The sequence below is a fragment of the Dyadobacter sp. CY327 genome, from assembly GCF_021390415.1.
Lineage (GTDB): Bacteria > Bacteroidota > Bacteroidia > Cytophagales > Spirosomataceae > Dyadobacter > Dyadobacter chenhuakuii.
In genome coordinates this window covers 1,679,495-1,699,297 of the sequence record NZ_JAJUXJ010000001.1, presented here as the reverse complement: position 1 = coordinate 1,699,297, position 19,803 = coordinate 1,679,495, and the positions used below count along the sequence as shown (strand labels likewise).

Here is a 19,803-nt window from a genome sequence, read left to right as displayed (position 1 = left end):
ATCAAAAATCCCTATTCATGCGCTTGTATGATTTTATAAAGTGAATCTTTCTCTACCACGACGGCGTAGCTTAGTGACCAATGTGTCCTGGCTGCGTCGTTTTTTTGTTTCCAACTAGTGTGTTACCTGTTTAAAGCCACAGCTAATAAAGTCGATTCATGCCAAAACAATCCCTGTCAACAGCTTATCTAAAATTTTTCAGATATTTTTAGTGTCAAATGTTTGATATTTAAAATAACAATATTATTTTTACATCAAGGTTACACTTCATCAGCAAAAATTATGAAACGCGTTCACATCGACAACAACCATTGGAATACACTGGCCAGCATCAGGCATCACATGTATGAATATCTCCTGGTATTTTCTTGTGATAAGGTGACGGAAGCATTGCTTCATAATGTAAAGCGTTATTTTGAGGAAAATTATGGGTGCGCCTATGCTGCGAACCTGGTACCGCACCTTACGCTCTTCAAATGTACGATTCATGAAAACAAAGTGGATCGCATTATCCAGGGATTTGAGAAAGTGGCCCGCCATACATCTCCATTGTCCATTTCGCTGACGCAATTCAAGAAGTACGAATACGGGAAATTTTATGTCGATCTGGAAACAACGGCGTCCGATCAGGTGCTTGATCTGACTAAAAAGTTGAAATCAGAAATAGGCCGGCACGTGCGGCAATGGGCGCCCGGCGAGAATCATTTTTGTGAAGATCCGCATTTCACCATTGCAAGGAATATGAGCGCCTTGCAAACCGCCAAGGCAGCCATAGATTGGCTTTACCGCGAGTTCCTGGCATCATTTCAAGCCAGCGAAATGGTTCTCCTTAGGAGATCACTGGTTACAGGCTCTAAATACGAGCAAATCGCAAACTTCCCACTTCTTGGAGTTCCAGGAGGCAGTTATACACAAGGTTCACTGTTTTGAATGGTTAGGTTCATGGCGTGCGGGTGTCACATCATGAACAACATTCAATAGTTAGCGTAAACAAAATACCAGGAGTTGCCGCATATATGGGGTAGCAACATATGTGGAGTAACAAAATTCACTAGTGGGCGGCTCAGCAATGAGTAAATGTTTAAATTGCGTAAGGACGGCAGTATGATTAAGGCTGTTGATCCCGCAAAACCTGAACCAGCTACGTTTATGAAATTACGTCTCCTACTTAATTTGTCTGTTCTCAGCATATGTGCTTTTGCAGCAAATGGTCAGTCTTTTAACAACTTTCCGGTTACCACGCAAAAACCTCCTTTGCATGCCAAGCACTGGATCGGCATTACCGGAAAACCGTTGGCGGCTACGGCGGGAGCGATGATTTTTAGTAAAGGCGGGAATGCGATTGACGCTTCCTGCGCAATGCTGGCAGCAACCTGCACCATGTGGGATGTGTTGAGCTGGGGCGGTGAAACGCAGGCGCTGATCTATAACCCAAAAACGAAAAAAGTAATCGCAATCAATGCGATGGGTGTTGCTCCGACCGGGGCAACCGCTGATTTTTTTAAAAACAAGGGCATGAAATATCCACCGGAATATGGGCCATTGGCGGCAACAACGCCGGGAACGGCTGGTGGTTTAATGACAATGCTGGCAGAATATGGTTCAATGTCCCTGAAAGAAGTGCTCGCACCAGCAATGCAACTGGCGGAAGGATATCCCATCGAAGCACAGACTGCCAATGCGATCGAAAGAGATAAGGCCGAAATAAAAAAGTGGCCATATTCCACCAAAGTGTTTCTGCCACATCTTGGTTCAAAACGGGAGGCGCCGGATGCGGGCGAAATATTTGTTCAGAAAGACTTGCTGGCGACGTTGCAAAAACTGGTTGACACAGAACAGGAAGCATTAAAAAAGGGGAAGAGCCGGAAAGAAGCGATTTATGCAGCTTACGACCGTTTTTATAAAGGTGACATTGCCAAAGAAATCGCCAGAGGAACGAAGGAACAAGGCGGCCTGATCACAGAACAGGACATGGCCAATTGGAAAGTCAAGATCGAGGAACCGCTGATGACTTCTTACAGAGGGATCGATGTCTATAAAATGCAGCAATGGACGCAAGGCCCTGTGTTATTGCAGACTTTGAATATGCTGGAAAACTTCGATCTGAAAAGTATGGGTTACAACTCATCGCGATACGTGCACACGTTGTATCAGACCATGAACCTGGCTTTTGCCGACCGGGACTTTTACTATGGTGATCCGGCTTTTGCACCTGAGGAACCAATGAAAGGTTTGCTTTCGAAAGAATATGCCAAGGAAAGAATCAAGCAGATCAATTGGGAAACGAATGATGCGAAGGCACTTCCCGGAGATCCGTATCCATTCGAGGGAAAGAAAAACCCTTATGCAGATCAAATTAAGTCATGGGGAAATTTCCATGCTTCGCTTAACCGTAACGCGAACGGATTAAGTAATGAATATATGGATGAGTTCACAGCGGGGACGACATCTGTGGAAGCAGCCGATGAAGAAGGCTGGGTGGTAAGCATTACGCCCAGTGGCGGCTGGGTGCCTGCCTGCATTGCAGGCAATACGGGTGTGGGATTGAGCCAGCGTATGCAGTCATTCGTTCTGGATGCGAAGGAAAACCCGTTCAATGTTGTAGAGCCGGGCAAACGGCCGAGGGTTACCTTGACGCCAAGCCTTGCGCTGAAAGATGGAAAGCCATTTTTGTCATTTGCAAAACAAGCCGGGGATGAACAGGACCAGTTGCTGCTGCAATTCTTTCTGAATATGGTGGAGTTTGGCATGACGGTGCAGGAGGCTACGGAAGCACCCAGCTTTAAGACCTTGCAAATGTATGCAAGCTTTGGAGCACATGAAAAAGAGCCGGGCGGGCTTATACTCAACCAAGCCATGCCCGATTGGTCCCGAAAAGAACTTACCAGAATGGGTTACAAGCTTTACTTTCAGCCGAGAACAAGCGGACCGATCAATGCGATCTATTTTGACTGGCAACATAAAAGCTTCTGGGGCGGATCCAGCAACCATGGGGAAGATTATGGCATTGGCTGGTGATCCCTATTAAAATCCGGACCGTACTAACCCGGACAAGTGAGTTGCCATTCCTGTCGATGCATTTTTTTAAACAAAGCGCAATCAATATCTTTGAAATAAACCGATACGTATGTTTTCCGCTGCTGAATTAAAGAAACACAACACTTCATTGTCCACTGAAATTCTTGCAGGAGTGTCGTCGTTTCTGGCCACAGCGTACATTATCGTAGTCAACCCATCCATATTAAGCCAAACGGGTATGCCGTTTTCGGCAGTGCTGACGGCCACAATTCTGGTTGCTTTTTTCAGCAGCTTAATGATGGGTTTCTATGCAAATAATCCGATCCTGGTTGCGCCGGGAATGGGATTGAATGCATTTTTTACATTTACAGCAGTCTTTACCGAGAAACTGAGCTGGCAAGTTGCGCTGGGGACTGTGTTCTGGTCGGGTATCTTTTTCCTGTTGCTATCGTTTTTTAATGTGCGCGCCTACATTGTAAAGGCCATTCCAAAATCGCTGCGGTTTGCCATAGCGGCCGGAATCGGCCTTTTTATTACATTAATAGGCTTTGCAAATGCCAAATTCATCGTTGCCCATCCCGCAACAATGGTGGGTTTGGGCAAATTAAATGCTTCGTCGCTCACATTTGCCGCGGGGTTATTAATTACGGTCGTTCTTTTGATCAAAAATATTAAAGGCAGCATTCTTATCGGCATTGTTTTAACGAGCCTGCTCGCCTGGCCAATCGGACGCTGGTGGGGCGGAACGGAGACCATTATCAACATCGACACCATTGTTTCACAACCTGATTTCAGCCTGCTTTTCGAGCTGGATATGGTCAATTCACTGAAATGGAGCCTGGCCCCTATTATCCTGGCATTTGTTTTCACGGATATGTTCGACAGTCTTTCCACATTCGTAGGACTCGCCGAAGCGGCGGAACTGCTGGATGAGAACGGCGAACCCAGGAACATTAAAAGATCACTCGTTACCGACGCCTTTTCCACCACCATCGCTGGATTGGTCGGCAGCAGCCCGGGAACTGCATACATTGAATCGGCCGTAGGCATTGAGCAAGGCGGAAAAACAGGCCTTACCGCTGTTGCGGGAGCGATTCTCTTTCTTCCTTTTCTTTTTTTATCGCCATTATTAAGCGCTATTCCGGCTATTGCAACTGCTCCGGCACTTGTATTGGTGGGCGTTTTTATGATGAAACCGGTTGTCAAGATCAATTGGGGGAACCTGAGCGAAGCGTTTCCAGCATTTTTTGCGATGGTGCTGATTCCATTTACTTACTCCATCACGCAAGGAATTATCTGGGGATTTTTGAGCTGGACCGCACTGCATATTGCAACGGGCAAGATCAGGGAAATTAGTCTGGCGCTCTGGATCATTGACATTTTTGCCATTCTGGCGCTCATTCTTTAACTTTTTATGAAAAAATCACTCCTTATTTTTCTTCTCTTATTTTTACAAATCACAAACATTAATGCGCAGAGCATAACGGGCGTTCTTGGTGCATTTCCTCCTGAGCTGGTGTTGCTGCAAAGCAGAATGGAAGAGAAAAAAGACACGACCATACAGCAGATCCATTTTACAAAAGGCAAATTAAACGGCCGTCAGATCGTGTTGGCGCAAACGGGGATCGGGAAGGTGAATGCTGCGATCACTACGACTTTGATGATCGAACATTTCAAGCCACGCGAAATTATCTTTTCCGGAATTGCGGGCGGCATTGACCCTGCGCTTAACCCAGGCGACATTGTGATTGGGACACATGTGACTTACCACGATTTTGGTATGGCCGAAGACAACGGGATGCAATATTGGTCTACTAAAAACCCGGCAACAATGTTGGAAAACCCGAGGTCATTTGTTTGTGACAGTACATTGGTTAAGAAGGCGTTAGCCGTTTCCAAGGGACTTACATTCTCTAAGATCAAACGCGACAACGGCAGCTTTGAACCAGCTGTAAAGCAGGGAATTATTGTCACAGGCGATGTTTTTGTCTCTTCTAAAATTATCACGAAACGCCTCCGTGAAGAGCTGAATGCCGCTGCAACTGAGATGGAAGGTGCTGCTATTGCCCAAACTTGTTACCAACAAAACACACCTTTCCTGATCATCCGCAGCCTGAGCGACAATGCCAATGAAAAAGCGCAAAATGACATTATGGCTTTTTACGACATTGCCGCTCACAACGCCGCCACACTTGTAATGGCTGTTGTCGGGAAAATGTAAATGTGCTGTTATTATGCCCAGACATCGTTGCTGGCCGTTAAAATGATCGGCGCGCCGTCGGTTACCACGATTGTGTGCTCGTGCTGAGCCATGAAACCGCCTTTGTCCCCTACCGTTGTCCAGCCGTCGCCTGTTTCCACGGCCAGCGATGAACGTGTTGAAATAAACGTTTCGATGGCAACTACTGAGTTTTTCTTGAAGCGCCTCGTATTAGAACGGTCGCGGTAATTGGCAATTTCGGATGGTTCTTCGTGCAAATGCCGTCCTATTCCATGGCCATTCAAGTTTTTGATCACCTTATAACCGCGTTTTCTAGCTTCTGATTCTATTAAAAAACCGATATCCGAGATTCTTACGCCGCCTTTGATGTTGCTGATCGCCTTTTTCAGGATTTGTTTGGAAGCGTCCACAAGCTGCTGATGCCCGTTTGTATCTGGTCCCAACACAAATGATCCGCCGTTATCAGACCAGTAGCCACCCACTTCTGCCGAAACATCAATGTTCACCAGATCGCCATCACGCAAGATCGTTCTGTCCGTTGGGATGCCGTGGCAAAACTCATTATTAACGCTGATACACGTCCAACCGGGAAAGCCATAAGCGAGGTTAGGCGCTGATTTTGCCCCAAATTCTTTAAAAAGCCCAGCCCCGAAATTGTCGAGTTCCTTGGTTGTCATTCCGGGTTTTGCAAACGCCGTCATTCTTTTCAGGATCACGGCAACCACTTCACTCGCACGCTGCATTCCCGTTAATTCTTCTTCTTTGGTAATCGACATATCTTAATTGTAAAATCCCCTATGCTTATTCGCCCCTAACATAAGCAGACAAATGTGCTTAGTCAAGCGCGGATATGAAAATCGAGCAATTGTTTCTGGTGTTCTATTGTGGGAACAAGGATTTTCAACCGCTTCAAATCTTCTATACTCACGTAATAAACACTGCCTTTTTGTTTTGCGATCCTGTGAATGCTTCCTTCCAGACGTAATTGGGTAAGGATTAGTAACAAAAAATGGCTGTTCATGTGCTCATTGGCAACAATGCGCAGATATTTGGTATGTAAAACAAAATGGGGAAGATCGAAAAGGACACAATTGCCAAGCTGGCTGGAACTGCTGTTATGGGTAAATATAATGTCGCCGTGCTGGAAACCGAACTTCTTTTTCTCGCGCTCGGAAACGCGCATATATTTCTCTTCTCCCAGAATAATACTGTCGCCGACCAGTTTTTCAATGAGTGTGAATGGTTGTAAATTTTCATCGGGCCATTCGAACTGAGCATATTGGCATCCCGTCATGATCGTTGCCACAGCGCCCAGCTCTGCCTGCTCGCAGTCTTTAAAATTAAAATACTTTATGGGTTTCAATAATTCCATCGTTTTGCCCCGGTCATCAAAATGTGTCCGCTCGAACATTAAAGCGCTTCATAAGATAGCCGGATAAGCATAGGAATGGAAGAAGGCAGGAGCTGAATGCCGGGAATTTTGGCCTGAATGACAGTTATATCGGATTTAAGGAATGCATCAATGATCCTATTTACCGAGCCAATCCTTAAATGCAGCAATGCGATCCAGGCTTACAGTCACTTCAACTCGTGGCGTAGGCTCGATTTCCACGACCATTTTGCCCATGGGATGCTGATTCACCGACCGGATGGAATGTAAAGAGATCACTTGCGATCTGTTAACCCTGAAAAATCGATTCGGATCAAGCAGTTCAACAAGCTTATCCAAACTGTAATCAAGGCTATAAAATTTCCCGTCTGTTGTGTTCAACAGCGTGGTTTTTCGCTCATAGGAAAAATAGGCGACTTGCGCCACCGCAATGCTCTGCAATCGCGTTCCGGCCGTGACCATGAACCGCTCTTTATAGGCCGACTCCTTATAATTTTCCAGTAACCGGGCAAACCGATTTTCAGGCAACGCAGGTTTTACAATGGTTTTAAACTTGTCGATCGCCTCCGAAAGCTCTTGATCATCAATTGGCTTTAACAAATAATCGATACTGAACGTTTTGAAGGCCCTTAATGCATATTCGTTGAAAGCGGTTGTAAAAATAACAGGAACGGTTAGTTTCAGCTCTTCCAGAATGCGGAATCCAAGATCGTCTTCCAGGTGAATGTCCATGAAGATCAGGTCTGGAAGCTCCGCATTTTGTTTTGCAAAATATGCCAGCGTCTTTTCAACAGATCCGATTTTGTCGAGCACCCGGATCGTCTTCTCATACCTGTGAATGAGGTTTTCCAGGCGTTCGGCAGTCTGGCCTTCATCTTCAATGATCAATACTTTCATGTCAGCAATGGGATTTTCACAACGAATGAACCGCCTGTTTCAGAGACCGTTACCGGCTCTTTGGTCAGCAATCCATATCTGCGGATAATGTTGGACAGTCCTATTTCAGCCGAAGCCGGCAGGTTGTTCCGCTTTCTGATGGGATTACTAATAATCAGCTGAAAATCAATCATTCCAATACTGATATGCAAAGGATTTTCCATCGACATTTGGTTGTGTTTCACTGCATTTTCGATGAGCAATTGCAATGTGAGCGGAGCGATTTTGTACTGGTAATGGGCAGCAGCAGGGATTTCGATGTGCACATGCATCTTTTCCTCAAACCTCGATTTTAGTAAAAAAACATACGCTTCAATGAAATCCAGCTCCGTTTTCAATGTTACCGATTCCAGATCGGAATGATCCAGTATATAACGGTAAGATTTCGATAACCTATTGACATACAACACCGATTGCTGCGGATTCTTTTCAATGATAGAGGTCAGAATACTCAGGCTATTAAACAAAAAATGAGGGCTTAGCTGATTTTTGAGTGCTATAAAGCGGGTTTGCAAATTCTCCTTTTCGAGCTGTGCTGCGCGCAAGCTTACTTGTTCCAGCTGTTCATTGCTGCGCTTGACCGAGACCATATAAATGGTCGCCAACATAGCCATCACCGTCAGGCCCGTATTGGCTTTTGCTTTTTGCTGACGGTTGAAAGGCTGTATTTCCTGTTCGGTCCTTTTGATGACGATCTGTAATTGCTGCGCCAGCAACATTTCCATATTGCGCCAAAGGAAAATGAATGCAAAATTGAATAACACCGCCAGCACCAAACCAACGGCATAGGTAAAAAGCCGCCTCGGAAACCTGAACGTAAACGTTGCATCGAGCCTGCCGGATGAGTATTGTATGGCACCGATGATCGCGATCCATATCCTGAAAAACAGCAGGTTAACAGCGAATTCAGCAATCCAGAGCGGCATTTTATTTAAAATGGTCTCTCCGTCCAACGCCACATTGCTTACAAATATCCGCACAGGCAGATAAATGCAAACAATCCCGGCCGCCAGCTGCCACTCCTGTTTTGAGAATAATGTTGAGACCGGAACTAATCGCATAGCGGAAGCAGGGCGGCGAGGGTTACGTGACAGTACGAACCCGGACTATCATTATGTATGCCTGGAAATGTAATCTGCATGACTTGAATTGCATTTTTTCAAAAGTAAGTATAAATCTGAAAGTCCCAGGCTGTAATGCAACGGAATTGAAGTAGTGATGTGTCCTTATGACAAAGCAATTATTACTACGATCCTGCATGATATCAAGAAAATTCTATCTTTCATTGACTTTGACTGCGCTGCTTTATGTCTTTTCAGAAGTCATTTTCAGGATAGGCCTTTCCCTGGTCGGTTATCCGTTCTTTCAGCCGGCCCGATATCTTGAAAAGAAATATTACCCCTATATCGAAGCCATGCAGGAGGCGCAAGTGGAACGTGGCGGCGACACCCGGAACATCCTGATCCTGGGCGGATCGGTAGTCAACACGCATTGGTCGAGGTTGGAAATGCGGCTGGATACATTGTTTCAAAAGGCCTATCCGGCAGTTAAAAAATTCAACTTCTTCAATGTCGCCATGCCGGGCCACAACTCCCGCGACAATCTCGTAAAATACCGGCTGCTCAAAAACCAGCCCTATGACCTGGTCATTTTTTATGAAGCCATCAATGAGAACCGCGCCAATAACATTTCCACCGAAATGTTTTACCCGGATTACAGCCACATCAAATGGTATGACGAGATCAATTTGCTGTTGAAGCATCCGGAAATGAATGTGACTGTGATACCCTACTCCATTCATTTATTAATTAAAACACTGATAGACAAGATAAAACACCGGAATTACATCAGCAATGACCAGGTTGACCCTGCATATGCCGGTTATGGTGAGGACATTAAAACGGCTGCATCCTACTATAACAACCTGAATGACATTGCCCAGCTAGCCAACAAGAAACAGGACCCGCTGCTTTTGGTAAAATATGCAACCTTCTTCCCGCCCGGCATAACATTGACGGGTGAGGAGGCCGACAAAAAATATTTCACGCCCTGCTACATGGTGTCGCCGGTGACCACGTGGGGCAAGCCGGAAAATGTTGCGAAAGGAATCCGGATGCATAATGCAATGCTGGAAAAAGTGCATCGCGAACAAAAGACCGGTTTCTTTAATATGGCGGCGGTTATGCCCGAAGATTCGGTTTTGTTCTGTGATGTATGCCACCTGAGCGAGCCTGGCGCGCAGCGTTTTGCAAGGGAGCTTTCGAAACATATCGTATCGAGCGGAGTGTTAAAGTAATCCTTTTTGCATATTTAATTTCAGTTCAAAAACTTGCTGCAAATCCATATTTAGACCAATTATCGTTTAACTTTGTGCATCTTGACTCTCAAAACAGGGAAGTTGCACCTGTTAACCCGTTATTTTAATTCGTCTTAATATGAAAAAACTTCTTATTGCTGCCTGTGCATTCTTATCGTTTGCTGCTCAGGCTCAGCAGAATGTCCTTCTGGAACAATCTTTCTGGAAAACCTCCCCGGATGTGAATGCAGTGAAAGCGGAGATTGAAAAAGGAAGCAATCCTGCCCAGTTCAATAACAACATGTTTGATCCGGTTGTGCTTGCTATCAATGCAGGAGCGCCCAACCCTACCATTGAATATCTGCTGACCCAGCCGGGCAACACAGTGGATAAGGCAACCCACGACGGCCGGATTTATCTGCATTGGGCTGCTATGCGAGGCAATGTGGAATTGATGGAATATCTGGTTGCCAAGGGAGCGAAAGGAAATTATGTGGATGGCCACGGTGCTACGCCGATCAACTTTGCTGCAGGCGGCGGTCAGCAGAACACCAAAGTTTACGATATATGCCTGGCGCACGGCGCCGATTTGAAAAAAGACCTGAATAATGACGGTGCCAATGCATTGCTGATCGGCATAGCAAATGATAAAGACCTGGCGTTGACCAATTATTTTATATCCAAAGGCCTGGACTTAAAAAGCACTGACGCTGCCGGACACAATGCATTCAGTTATGCTGCCCGTGCGGGTAAGATCGATGTTTTGAAAACACTTTTAGCAAAAGGAGTTCCTGCCAATTCGGATGCGATTCTCATGGCTGCGCAAGGCGGTCGTGGCAGTGCTAACCCTATCGAAGTTTATCAATATCTGGAAAGCCTGAAATTGAAACCGACAGTTATCGGAAAGAACGGAGAGAATGCATTGCATGCTATTGTGCGCAAGCCAAAGCAGGAAGATATCATCAAATATTTCCTGAGCAAGGGCGTGGATGTGAACAAAGCGGATGAAGACGGCAACACCGTTTTCATGAATGCCGCGGCAAGCAATCGGGACACAGCGACCATTGGCATATTACTTTCCAGTGTTAGAAACATTAACCAGCTGAACGAAAAGGGCGTTAGTGCGTTGGCAATGGCTGTTCGAGGCAATTCCCCTGAGGTGATCGGCTACCTGATCGGCAAAGGTGCAGATATTAATACAACGGATAAAAACGGCGATAACCTTGCTTTCTATCTCGCTCAATCTTACAATGCCAGGACAGCAGGCGAGTTTGGACCGAAAATAAAAGTGTTGCAGGACAAAGGGTTTAAAATCGCTGCACCGGCGAAAAACGGTAACACATTATACCATATCGCAGTGGCGAAAAACGACCTGGCACTGGTTAAAAGTCTGGAAGCATATCAGATAGATGTGAATGCAAAAAACAGCGAAGGCATCACCGCATTGCACAAGGCTGCTATGGTTTCAAAAGACGATGCAATGCTGAAATATCTGCTTTCCATCGGTGCCAAAAAAGAGATTGAGACAAACTTCAACGAAACTGCTTTTGACTTGGCGGGAGAGAATGAGTCGCTTTCTAAAAACAATGTAACTGTCAATTTCCTGAAATAACTTTCATGTCTGATTTATTTAAAATAACACTCCTTTTCCTGACACTGACGATCGCCCGCCCAAACAATGCTGTTGCACAGGCGGCCGACAAGAGCAAATACAAATGCATGATCCAGATGACCAATTACATGGGTGAAGGCGCGTATATCGTGATTTCGCTCATTAACAATAAAGGTGCTTACGAGAAGACATTGTATGTGCTGGGGCCTGATAAAAAGTGGTACAACAGCATGAAAGAATGGCACAAGTTCCAATCCAGGCAAAAAGCCAACATCAGCGCCATTACAGGTGCATCGGTGACGGGAGGCGACCGGAGCGTGAACGTGTTTGAAATTGATAATGCCAAGATCAACGCGGGATATAAGATCCGTTTTGAGAGCGCTGTGGAAGACAAGGAATACCACGTGAAAGACCTGGAAATCCCATTGACCACCGAGTCACTGGCTGCGAAAAACGAGGGAACTGGATACATTCGTTACGTCCGTTTCAGCGCTAATTAAAGTTTAAGTTCCTTATGACCATTTCTGTATGGAGATACAGCCACCTTGCGTTGGCTGTATCTTCTTTTCTTTTACTGACCCTCGCCGCTGTTACGGGCATCATTCTGGCATTTCAGCCATTGTCCGAAAAAGTCCTGCCCTACCGCACCGATCATTTCAGTGAAACTACGCTGGCGGGAACATTACCCGTTTTACGAAAACAATATCCCGGAATCAGCGAGCTTACGGTTGATAAAAATCAGTTTGTACAGATCAAAGGCAGTGATGCGGAAGGGAAAAAACTGCAAGCTTACATTGATCCGCAAACCGGCACCCTACTGGGTTACCCCGCACCCAAAAGCGAATTTTTCGAATGGGTAACGGCGCTGCACCGCTCGCTCTTTATTCATGAAACAGGCCGGTTTTTCATCGGGCTGACTGCGTTTTTATTACTCCTGATCACCGTTTCCGGCACAATGCTCATCATTCAGCGGCAGCGTGGATTGAAACGTTTTTTCAGCCGCATTGTGCGGGATAATTTTGCGCAGTATTACCATGTGGTGCTTGGCAGGCTGTCGCTCATTCCTATTTTCATCATTGCATTAAGTGGCACGTATCTCTCGCTGGCCCGGTTTGGGTTGATAGAGTCCCCGGTTGTATCCACTGAGGTTGATTTTGATGCGATTAAGTCGGGACCTGTTCGGGATCCTGCTGATTTTGAGGTGTTTAAAAAAATAAATTTATCCGAGGTTCAAACCATTGAATTTCCCTTTTCCGAAGATCCTGAGGATTACTATACATTAAAACTTACCGACCGCGAGATAACGGTTAACCAGATCAACGGAGACATTTTAAGCGAGGTTCGATATCCGACGGCTGCATTGCTTACCGAGCTAAATCTGGACCTGCACACGGGGCGCACCCATGCGATATGGGCTGTTATCCTGGCAGTTGCTTCCGGTAACATTCTCTTTTTCATCTACTCAGGCTTTGCGATGACATGGAAGCGCAGGGCTAACCGGGTAAAAAACAAGTATACGGCCGATGAAAGTGAGTTTGTCATCCTGGTAGGATCTGAAAACGGCAGTACTTTTGGTTTCGCCAATGCCATTCACAAGCAGCTGATCGCAGGAGGCAGATCGGCTTATGTTACGGAGCTTAATAATTATAAAGTTTATCCAAAAGCATCAAACATCATTGTCATGGCGGCTACTTACGGGCTGGGTAACCCGCCTACCAATGCTGCACATTTCGCTGCACATCTGGAAAAGCACAAGCAACCCCGTCCCGTCCGTTTTTCTGTGGTAGGCTTTGGTTCACACGGTTATCCGGATTTTTGCAAATTCGCGTTTGAGGTTGATAATCTTTTGGCCAAACAGGATTGGGCTGTTCCTGCCCTTGAAATCCACACCGTCAATGACAAATCCCCGGATGAGTTCGGTCAGTGGGCAGCGAGCTGGTCGCAGCATGCGGGTGTGGCGCTTGCTATATCCTCCGACTCGCTAACCACCCGCCATGAACCCGTACAGCAACTTACCGTCGTTGATAAAACAACCGTTTCAACGCCAGGCGAAGCCTTTCTCATCAGCCTTCGGGCAAATAACCCGACGGATTTCACTTCCGGCGATTTACTTGCCGTTTATCCCGCAAATGATCACCGGGAGCGGCTTTATTCGATTGGCAAGGTTGGTAGCAACATTCAATTGAGTGTAAAATTGCATGAAGGCGGGCTGGGTTCGGATTATCTCTATCGCCTGAATGCAGGGAGCGAGATTGGTGCCAGGATTGTCGGCAACCCGCATTTCCACTTTCCAGAGAATGCATCTTCGGTGATTATGATCTCTAACGGGACGGGCATAGCGCCGTTCCTGGGTATGATTGATCAGCAAATTGCTTCGGTGGATTGCCGTTTATACTGCGGTTTCCGGGACGATGCCTCGTTTTTGCTTTACAAAACTTCCATTGAAACTAACCTGGAAAACGGGAAGTTAAACAGTCTGCACGTCGCTTATTCCCGGCTAGGCGCCAGGGAATATGTGAAAGATCTGCTGGCAAGGGACGAAGCTTTTGTGGCCGAAACGTTGTCCAATAACGGTGTAGTCATGCTTTGCGGGTCGTTGGCCATGCAGAACAATGTAGTCGCTTTGCTGGACCATATTTGTCAAACCCGCCTGGGGAAAAACATCAGTTACTTCCAGTCGCACGGCCAGGTGCTAATGGATTGTTACTAAGGGCGGTATCTGGCAATATTGAAATTTTTTGAAGTAACCACTTTACCGTCGTCTGTGATCATTACGCAACTGAATTCCGGGAATTGGTTGATGAGCTTCATTCCGGCTTCCTGACCCATAACCATCAGCGATGTGCTGAAACCATTGGCGCGCTCGGCACCGGGCCCGAAAACGGTCACGCTCGTGAGGCCCGTAGCAGGATAACCCGTCGCAGGATTGATAATGTGCGCATAACGCTTGCCATCTATAACCACAAACTTCTCATAACTGCCCGACGTCACTACGGCACCCTGACGAAGCGGCACCACCGCAAAAAGTTCTCCCGGACGCCCCGGATCCGTTATGCCGATCACCCAGTCGCTGCCATCGGGCTGTTTTCCCCACGCGCTCATATCTCCGGAACCATTCACTATGCCAGCCTTAATGCCCTGTTTTAACATCATATCTCGACACCGGTCCGTCGCGTAACCTTCCCCCAGCGCCCCGAACCCGATTTTCATTCCTTTCTTTTTCATAAAAATAGTCCCTTCCTCTTTATCCAGGATAATGTTTTGGTAACCCACATTTTCAACAGATTTTTTCACAGCATCGGCACTGGGCATTGCTGTCATTGAGCCATCGAATTTCCAGATGCGTTCCATAGCTGCAAAACTGATATCGAAGGCACCATTGGTCAGTTTTGAAAGAGCAATGGCCCTTTCCGTTAACCCGAAAACCTCCGCATCGACTTTCACCGGCCGGATACCCGCATTTGCATTGACTTCTGAAACCTGGGAGTCGGGTTTCCAATCGGAAATCAGATTTTCGATCCGCGTAATTTCCGCAATCACGGCATCAATGCCTGCTTCTGCTGCGGCGGAATCTTGTGCTACGATGGTGATGTCAAAACGGCCACCCATGAGCATAGTGGTCCTTTTCCGCAAAACCTGTGCATTTGTTGTGAGGCAAAAAAGAAAGAAGAATATAGTAAAACGATATCGCATGTCAGAAGGATTCTTTGCAAAATTAATCCCTAGTCCATCTTTTTAAACACTTTTCAAAAACTATTGCTGCACCACGCATTTATAGCATGCCGGTTGGTACGGTTTTAGTTTAGCACTGACGAAAAAATTAGATTAATGATATGGAAAATAATAAAAATACGCGCGACGGACGCAACACAAGCCTTTGGCAAAAAAATACATCCGGTGCAGCAGCCTCTGATGGGCTCGACACTTCCAGGACATTTGACACACTCGTTGTAGGTGCGGGAATTACGGGAGTAACAACGGCTTTACTCTTACAGAAGGCCGGGCGGAGTTGCATCCTCGTGGACGCGCACAATCCCGGATATGGCACAACCGGAGGCACCACGGCACACATTAATACATTTGCAGACACCACTTTTGCAGAAGTAGAAAGCAAATTCAGCGAAGAGGCTGCGAAACAATTCGCGGATTCCATCGCAGGGTCCGTACGCTTGATCCATAAGCATGTTGAAACCTACGAGATCGACTGCGATTTCGAATGGAAAAAAGGATATGTGTATTCGCAAACGGATAAAGAAACTAAGGAGCTGGACGATATTTTCGACAGCTCGCTGCGGGCTGGTGTGAAAGTGGAAGTGACCAGCCAGGTTCCCGTAAACTCCGAATTTCAAAAAGCCATTGTATTTGAAAACCAGGCACAATTCCACCCGCTCAAATACATCCAGGGCCTTCTTTCGGAGTTTGAAAAGCTGGGTGGTGTAACATTGGGAAATACGCTGATTGATGATATTAAAACAGAAGGCGGTGTTCACATTGCCTCAGCAACGTCGCGGGAAATAAAGGCGAAAACGGTTGTGTATGCCACCCACATTCCGCCGGGGGGAGTTAATGTGCTCCATTTCCGGAATGCGCCTTATCGCAGTTACGTCATAGCAGCTACGCTTACCAACGACGAATATCCTGAGGATCTGGTCTATGATATGCAAGAGCCTTACCATTATTTCAGGACGCATGAAATCGATGGACAAAAGTATCTGATAGCGGGAGGTCATGACCATAAAACAGGCCACGGTGATCCGGAACAGTCATTTACTGACCTGATCAACTTTACAAAACAATGTTATCCCGTCAAAGATATTTACACCCAGTGGTCGGCACAGTATTATGTTCCGGCGGATGGGTTGCCTTACATTGGCAAGTCGCCCGGGGCTTCGGACGGAATTTATACAGCCACAGGCTTCAACGGAAATGGTATGATCCTGGGAACAGTTTCGGCGATGGTTCTTTCAGATATTATTTTAAATGGAAAAAGCGAATACGAAGACCTGTACAATCCGGCAAGAATTAAGCCGATCGCTGGTTTTACAGAGGTCATCAAAGAAAATGCTGACGTCGTGGGCCGCTTTATAGCAGACCGCTTTGGTGTGCAAGAAATCGACTCAGTTGCCCAACTACCGGTTGATTCAGGTGAAATTGTTGAACTGGACGGTCAGAAGCTGGCCATTTACAAAGATTCAACGGGAAAGGTCCAGGCACTAGATCCGGTTTGCACACACACCCATTGCATTGTGAACTGGAATAATGCTGAAAAAAGCTGGGACTGCCCCTGCCACGGAGCGCGCTTTGATACGGACGGGACCGTACTAACAGGACCGGCCAGAAAAAATCTCCAGCCGGTCAACATTGGGGCAAAATGATATCAGTAATAATTATGAGTATGGTTTTAAATCATACTCATAATTGCGCCAGTTCGTGGATAACCGTCTTCGCGGCCAGGTCTGCTGCGAGCAGCACTATTTCTTCCGGAGAGCCTTCAAAAACTTCCCTTGCAGCAATAGAGCGTTCATTTAGGAACATATGAATGAAGATGGTGCCCACTGGCTTTTGTTCCGTTTCGCTCCCACCCGGTGTGGTTAACCCGGTAACCGCAACCTGGACATCAGATTTGATCAGGTTTTTCAGGCGCAGGGCCAGATCTTTGGTAACTTCCCCGGATTCAGGAGTGAATTCTTCTATCAAAGCCGGATCCATACCTAACACATCCACTTTTACTTCCGCATCATAACACACAAGTCCGCCTTTGAGGACACTGCCGGAATTTTCCGTCAATGAAAACTCCGCGGCTAGCCGGCCCGCCGTCGCACTTTCGGCGAAGGCAATGGTCAGTCCTTTTTCGTTTAAAATTTTACTACAATCAATAATCAGTTGTGAAGGCATATTTTCAATAGTTTAATCAGGAAACTGCATAGTTTGCGGCCGGTAGTCCGTATAGACGAGCCCGTTTTCTTTGCGCTCTCTTATAATGAAAAAGATATACAGGCTTCTTGGCAGAAACAACATTCAGCTTGCAATATAGCTGATGCGCTTTTTCTGCGACATAAGCCCAGGTAAAATTCTCATTCACCCGTTTCAAGGCATTATTACACAAGGCCTGATACTTTTCAGGGCATGATAATCCTTCCAACAAAGCATCGGCAAGTGCCTTAGGATTGTGCGGAGGAACCAGAAAGCCCGTTTTTTTATCTAACACTGTAAACTTGATGCCGCCAACATCGGAGCCTATGACCGGTGTGCCGCAAGCCATAGCTTCCAGTGGCGTTATGCCAAATGGTTCGTACCAGGGTGTTGAAATGAAGAAATCGGCTGCCTGATAATAGTAGCGGAGTTGCTGCCTGTTCCGTCGTCCTACGAACTCCACCGCGCCGGAAACTTCCTCTACTTCTGCCACTTCTTTGAGGCGTTTGAGCTCCGGATCATTCACAAAGTCAGGCTTCTCATCCGCACCGCCTACCACAAGCAGTTTGATCTTCGGAATATGTTTCAGGAACCGGATGGCGCGGATTACATTGTCAATGCCTTTGCGGGGCACAACCCTGCCCAGTTGGAGCAGCACCACATCATCTTTTTCAAGGCCGAGCTTACGTCTGGCTTTTTCTTTGGGATACGGATAAAATTCCTCGGAACTGAACCCGCACGGAATGATCGTTATGCGCGAAGGGTCAGCATTATAATGTTCTATCAGATCCTGTTTGTCCTGAGGGCACTCGGCGATGACGAAATCGGCGTCGTCCACAAGCATCTGCTCAATGTCCATCCGGGCTGCGGGAAATGCATCCTTGTCTTTCTGATGGATCATACGGATCTTACCTAAGGCATGGAAAGTAATTACATAAGGAATATCCAGTTGTTTTTTAACTTCGGAAGCCACAAGGCCGGACATGAAAAAATTAGCATGCACAAGATCATACTGGAAGTCCTGCTGGTTGATAAACCGGATCATGCTTTGGGTAAATTCATCCATATACCCCAGCAGCATTTCCTTAGGCACTTCCTGCGCAGGCCCCGCATCCATGTGAATAACGCGGATATTAGGAAGCCAGTGAACGATCTGAGACAAATCTTCATCGTCTCTCCGCGTAAAAATGTCAATCACATAACCCAGTTTAGCCAGACATTTGCATAGTTCGGCCACGTATACATTCTGGCCACCACTATCCACTCCGCCCAGGGTTGCCAGCGGCGAAGCGTGCTCACTGATAAATGCTATTCTTTTTGTCATGATTGTGGATCGTTAGTTGGATCGTTTGTCTGAAGGTATTTTCCCAATCACTGGTAAACCTGTTAATGTCAAATTTTTCCAGCGCCGTCTGTTTCGCTTTGGCGCCCATATCCGCAGCCCTTGCAGGATCGGCTATGAGCGAATTCATCTTATCAATTAGATTTCCAATGTTGGTATCAATAAATCCGGATTCGCCATCCTTGATCACGGTCACATATTCCGTGGTAGCAAGCGCAACAACGGGCATACCGGTCATCATGGCTTCGCACACCGCCAGACCGAAGCTCGTATACCGGATGGGGTTAAAGAAAAATCGGTAATGGCTGATAAATTCGGGAAGTTGCGGGTTCAGCACCTCGCCTAACCCACCGGATTCTGATGTTCCCATGCCGATCAGGTCCAGCGGCACATGCTTCCTCACTTCATCAAAAACATCCCAACCAGTGATCCGCCCCCGCTGTTGTATATGGTTAATCACCACAATGCCCCGGGGGATATCTCCCTGATAAGCAACCTGCGGGATGCACACTCCGTGCTCAATTACCCGCACATTGCGAATTCCGGTGCTGTCCCACATCAGCTTATTGAAATGCGTCACATGCACAAGCGTCACCTGCGGATCCGACATGACGTGCCGCGTGTTGGTGGGATGCTTTTCCGGTGTGTTATGCTCCACGTATACGCGCGGGAGTTGTTTCTGCCAGTCGGCGAGAACCTCATGCTGATCAATCAGGAAGTTGCGTTCGGACTGAAAAAGGATGCAGTCAAACTGCATGTTCCTGACTTCCCCTGCCGGCACTTCAATCACATTCGGACCAAAAGGAAACGTTTCTCCCCTACCGTAATAGCCTTCACTCTTGCGTTCAGTAACGGGGATGCAAATGTCATAATCACCTTGCGATAAGTAGTACAGATAGCTTCCGTGAATGTGCCAGGTAAAGATTTTTAACCTTCCATTTGTCGTGTTGATTTGATGCATAGGTCAGCGAATTTGGATGAGGACAGAACGGCGTTATAAAAACAATGCCATCCAGTACAAAACGCTTCCCTAATTATCAATGAGTTACGAAACCTGCTCATTGTCAGGACGAAA

17 protein-coding genes are annotated in these 19,803 nt (G+C 46.6%); 9 read left to right on the top strand and 8 right to left on the bottom strand.

The window, feature by feature from the left end:
• Positions 1-282 precede the first annotated feature (282 nt).
• The 4 genes from LZG74_RS07155 (at position 283) to LZG74_RS07140 (ending at position 5,239) form a co-directional block, all read left to right on the top strand.
• Complete coding sequence (locus LZG74_RS07155) at positions 283-930, top strand: 2'-5' RNA ligase family protein (RefSeq protein ID WP_233795881.1); 648 nt, start codon at positions 283-285, stop codon at positions 928-930.
• Positions 931-1,149: 219 nt separating this feature from the next.
• A complete protein-coding gene (locus LZG74_RS07150; RefSeq protein WP_233795880.1) occupies positions 1,150-3,018 on the top strand; it encodes a gamma-glutamyltransferase family protein in 1,869 nt (622 codons plus the stop codon).
• Between the two features lie 109 nt (positions 3,019-3,127).
• A complete protein-coding gene (locus LZG74_RS07145; protein ID WP_233795879.1) occupies positions 3,128-4,426 on the top strand; it encodes an NCS2 family permease in 1,299 nt (432 codons plus the stop codon).
• 6 nt (positions 4,427-4,432) lie between these two features.
• Positions 4,433-5,239 (top strand): 5'-methylthioadenosine/adenosylhomocysteine nucleosidase, encoded by an 807-nt coding sequence (locus tag LZG74_RS07140; protein WP_233795878.1) that lies wholly within the window; start codon positions 4,433-4,435, stop codon positions 5,237-5,239.
• 11 nt (positions 5,240-5,250) lie between these two features.
• Here the strand turns inward: LZG74_RS07140 and map are convergent, their stop codons facing one another.
• From map to LZG74_RS07120, 4 genes are all read right to left on the bottom strand, one after another.
• Positions 5,251-6,015, bottom strand: coding sequence for a type I methionyl aminopeptidase (gene map, locus LZG74_RS07135; protein WP_233795877.1), 765 nt, complete (start codon positions 6,013-6,015; stop codon positions 5,251-5,253).
• A gap of 62 nt (positions 6,016-6,077) precedes the next feature.
• Entirely contained in the window at positions 6,078-6,650 is a 573-nt protein-coding gene (locus LZG74_RS07130) for a restriction endonuclease subunit S (protein ID WP_233795876.1), read from the bottom strand.
• A gap of 117 nt (positions 6,651-6,767) precedes the next feature.
• Positions 6,768-7,526 (bottom strand): LytTR family DNA-binding domain-containing protein, encoded by a 759-nt coding sequence (locus tag LZG74_RS07125; protein WP_233795875.1) that lies wholly within the window; start codon positions 7,524-7,526, stop codon positions 6,768-6,770.
• Entirely contained in the window at positions 7,523-8,626 is a 1,104-nt protein-coding gene (locus tag LZG74_RS07120; protein ID WP_233795874.1) for a sensor histidine kinase, read from the bottom strand. The genes LZG74_RS07125 and LZG74_RS07120 overlap by 4 nt, the downstream gene beginning before the upstream one ends.
• 197 nt (positions 8,627-8,823) lie before the next feature.
• Here LZG74_RS07120 and LZG74_RS07115 point away from each other — a divergent pair, with 197 nt between their 5' ends.
• The 4 genes from LZG74_RS07115 (at position 8,824) to LZG74_RS07100 (ending at position 14,183) form a co-directional block, all read left to right on the top strand.
• A complete protein-coding gene (locus LZG74_RS07115; RefSeq protein WP_233795873.1) occupies positions 8,824-9,861 on the top strand; it encodes a hypothetical protein in 1,038 nt (345 codons plus the stop codon).
• Positions 9,862-10,000: 139 nt separating this feature from the next.
• A complete protein-coding gene (locus tag LZG74_RS07110) occupies positions 10,001-11,473 on the top strand; it encodes an ankyrin repeat domain-containing protein (RefSeq protein ID WP_233795872.1) in 1,473 nt (490 codons plus the stop codon).
• 5 nt (positions 11,474-11,478) lie between these two features.
• Positions 11,479-11,973, top strand: a complete 495-nt coding sequence (locus LZG74_RS07105) for a DUF2271 domain-containing protein (RefSeq protein ID WP_233795871.1) — start codon at positions 11,479-11,481, stop codon at positions 11,971-11,973.
• A 14-nt stretch (positions 11,974-11,987) separates the two neighbouring features.
• Positions 11,988-14,183, top strand: a complete 2,196-nt coding sequence (locus LZG74_RS07100; RefSeq protein WP_233795870.1) for a PepSY domain-containing protein — start codon at positions 11,988-11,990, stop codon at positions 14,181-14,183.
• Here LZG74_RS07100 and LZG74_RS07095 read toward each other — a convergent pair.
• Positions 14,180-15,166: an FAD:protein FMN transferase gene (locus tag LZG74_RS07095; RefSeq protein ID WP_233795869.1), complete on the bottom strand. Its 987-nt coding sequence runs from the start codon at positions 15,164-15,166 to the stop codon at positions 14,180-14,182. The two genes, LZG74_RS07100 and LZG74_RS07095, sit on opposite strands and share 4 nt — an antisense overlap.
• A gap of 140 nt (positions 15,167-15,306) precedes the next feature.
• Between LZG74_RS07095 and LZG74_RS07090 the strand changes: the two genes are divergently transcribed.
• Positions 15,307-16,848 (top strand): FAD-dependent oxidoreductase, encoded by a 1,542-nt coding sequence (locus LZG74_RS07090; protein ID WP_233795868.1) that lies wholly within the window; start codon positions 15,307-15,309, stop codon positions 16,846-16,848.
• A 37-nt stretch (positions 16,849-16,885) separates the two neighbouring features.
• On the opposite strand, the gene LZG74_RS07085 is transcribed toward LZG74_RS07090, so the two are convergent.
• The 3 genes from LZG74_RS07085 to LZG74_RS07075 are packed head-to-tail and all read right to left on the bottom strand — an operon-like array spanning position 16,886 to position 19,689.
• Positions 16,886-17,368, bottom strand: coding sequence for a CinA family protein (locus LZG74_RS07085; protein ID WP_233795867.1), 483 nt, complete (start codon positions 17,366-17,368; stop codon positions 16,886-16,888).
• Between the two features lie 16 nt (positions 17,369-17,384).
• Positions 17,385-18,710 (bottom strand): glycosyltransferase family 1 protein, encoded by a 1,326-nt coding sequence (locus LZG74_RS07080; protein WP_233795866.1) that lies wholly within the window; start codon positions 18,708-18,710, stop codon positions 17,385-17,387.
• Positions 18,682-19,689, bottom strand: a complete 1,008-nt coding sequence (locus LZG74_RS07075; protein WP_233795865.1) for a glycosyltransferase family 4 protein — start codon at positions 19,687-19,689, stop codon at positions 18,682-18,684. The genes LZG74_RS07080 and LZG74_RS07075 overlap by 29 nt, the downstream gene beginning before the upstream one ends.
• Between the last annotated feature and the right edge of the window lie 114 nt (positions 19,690-19,803).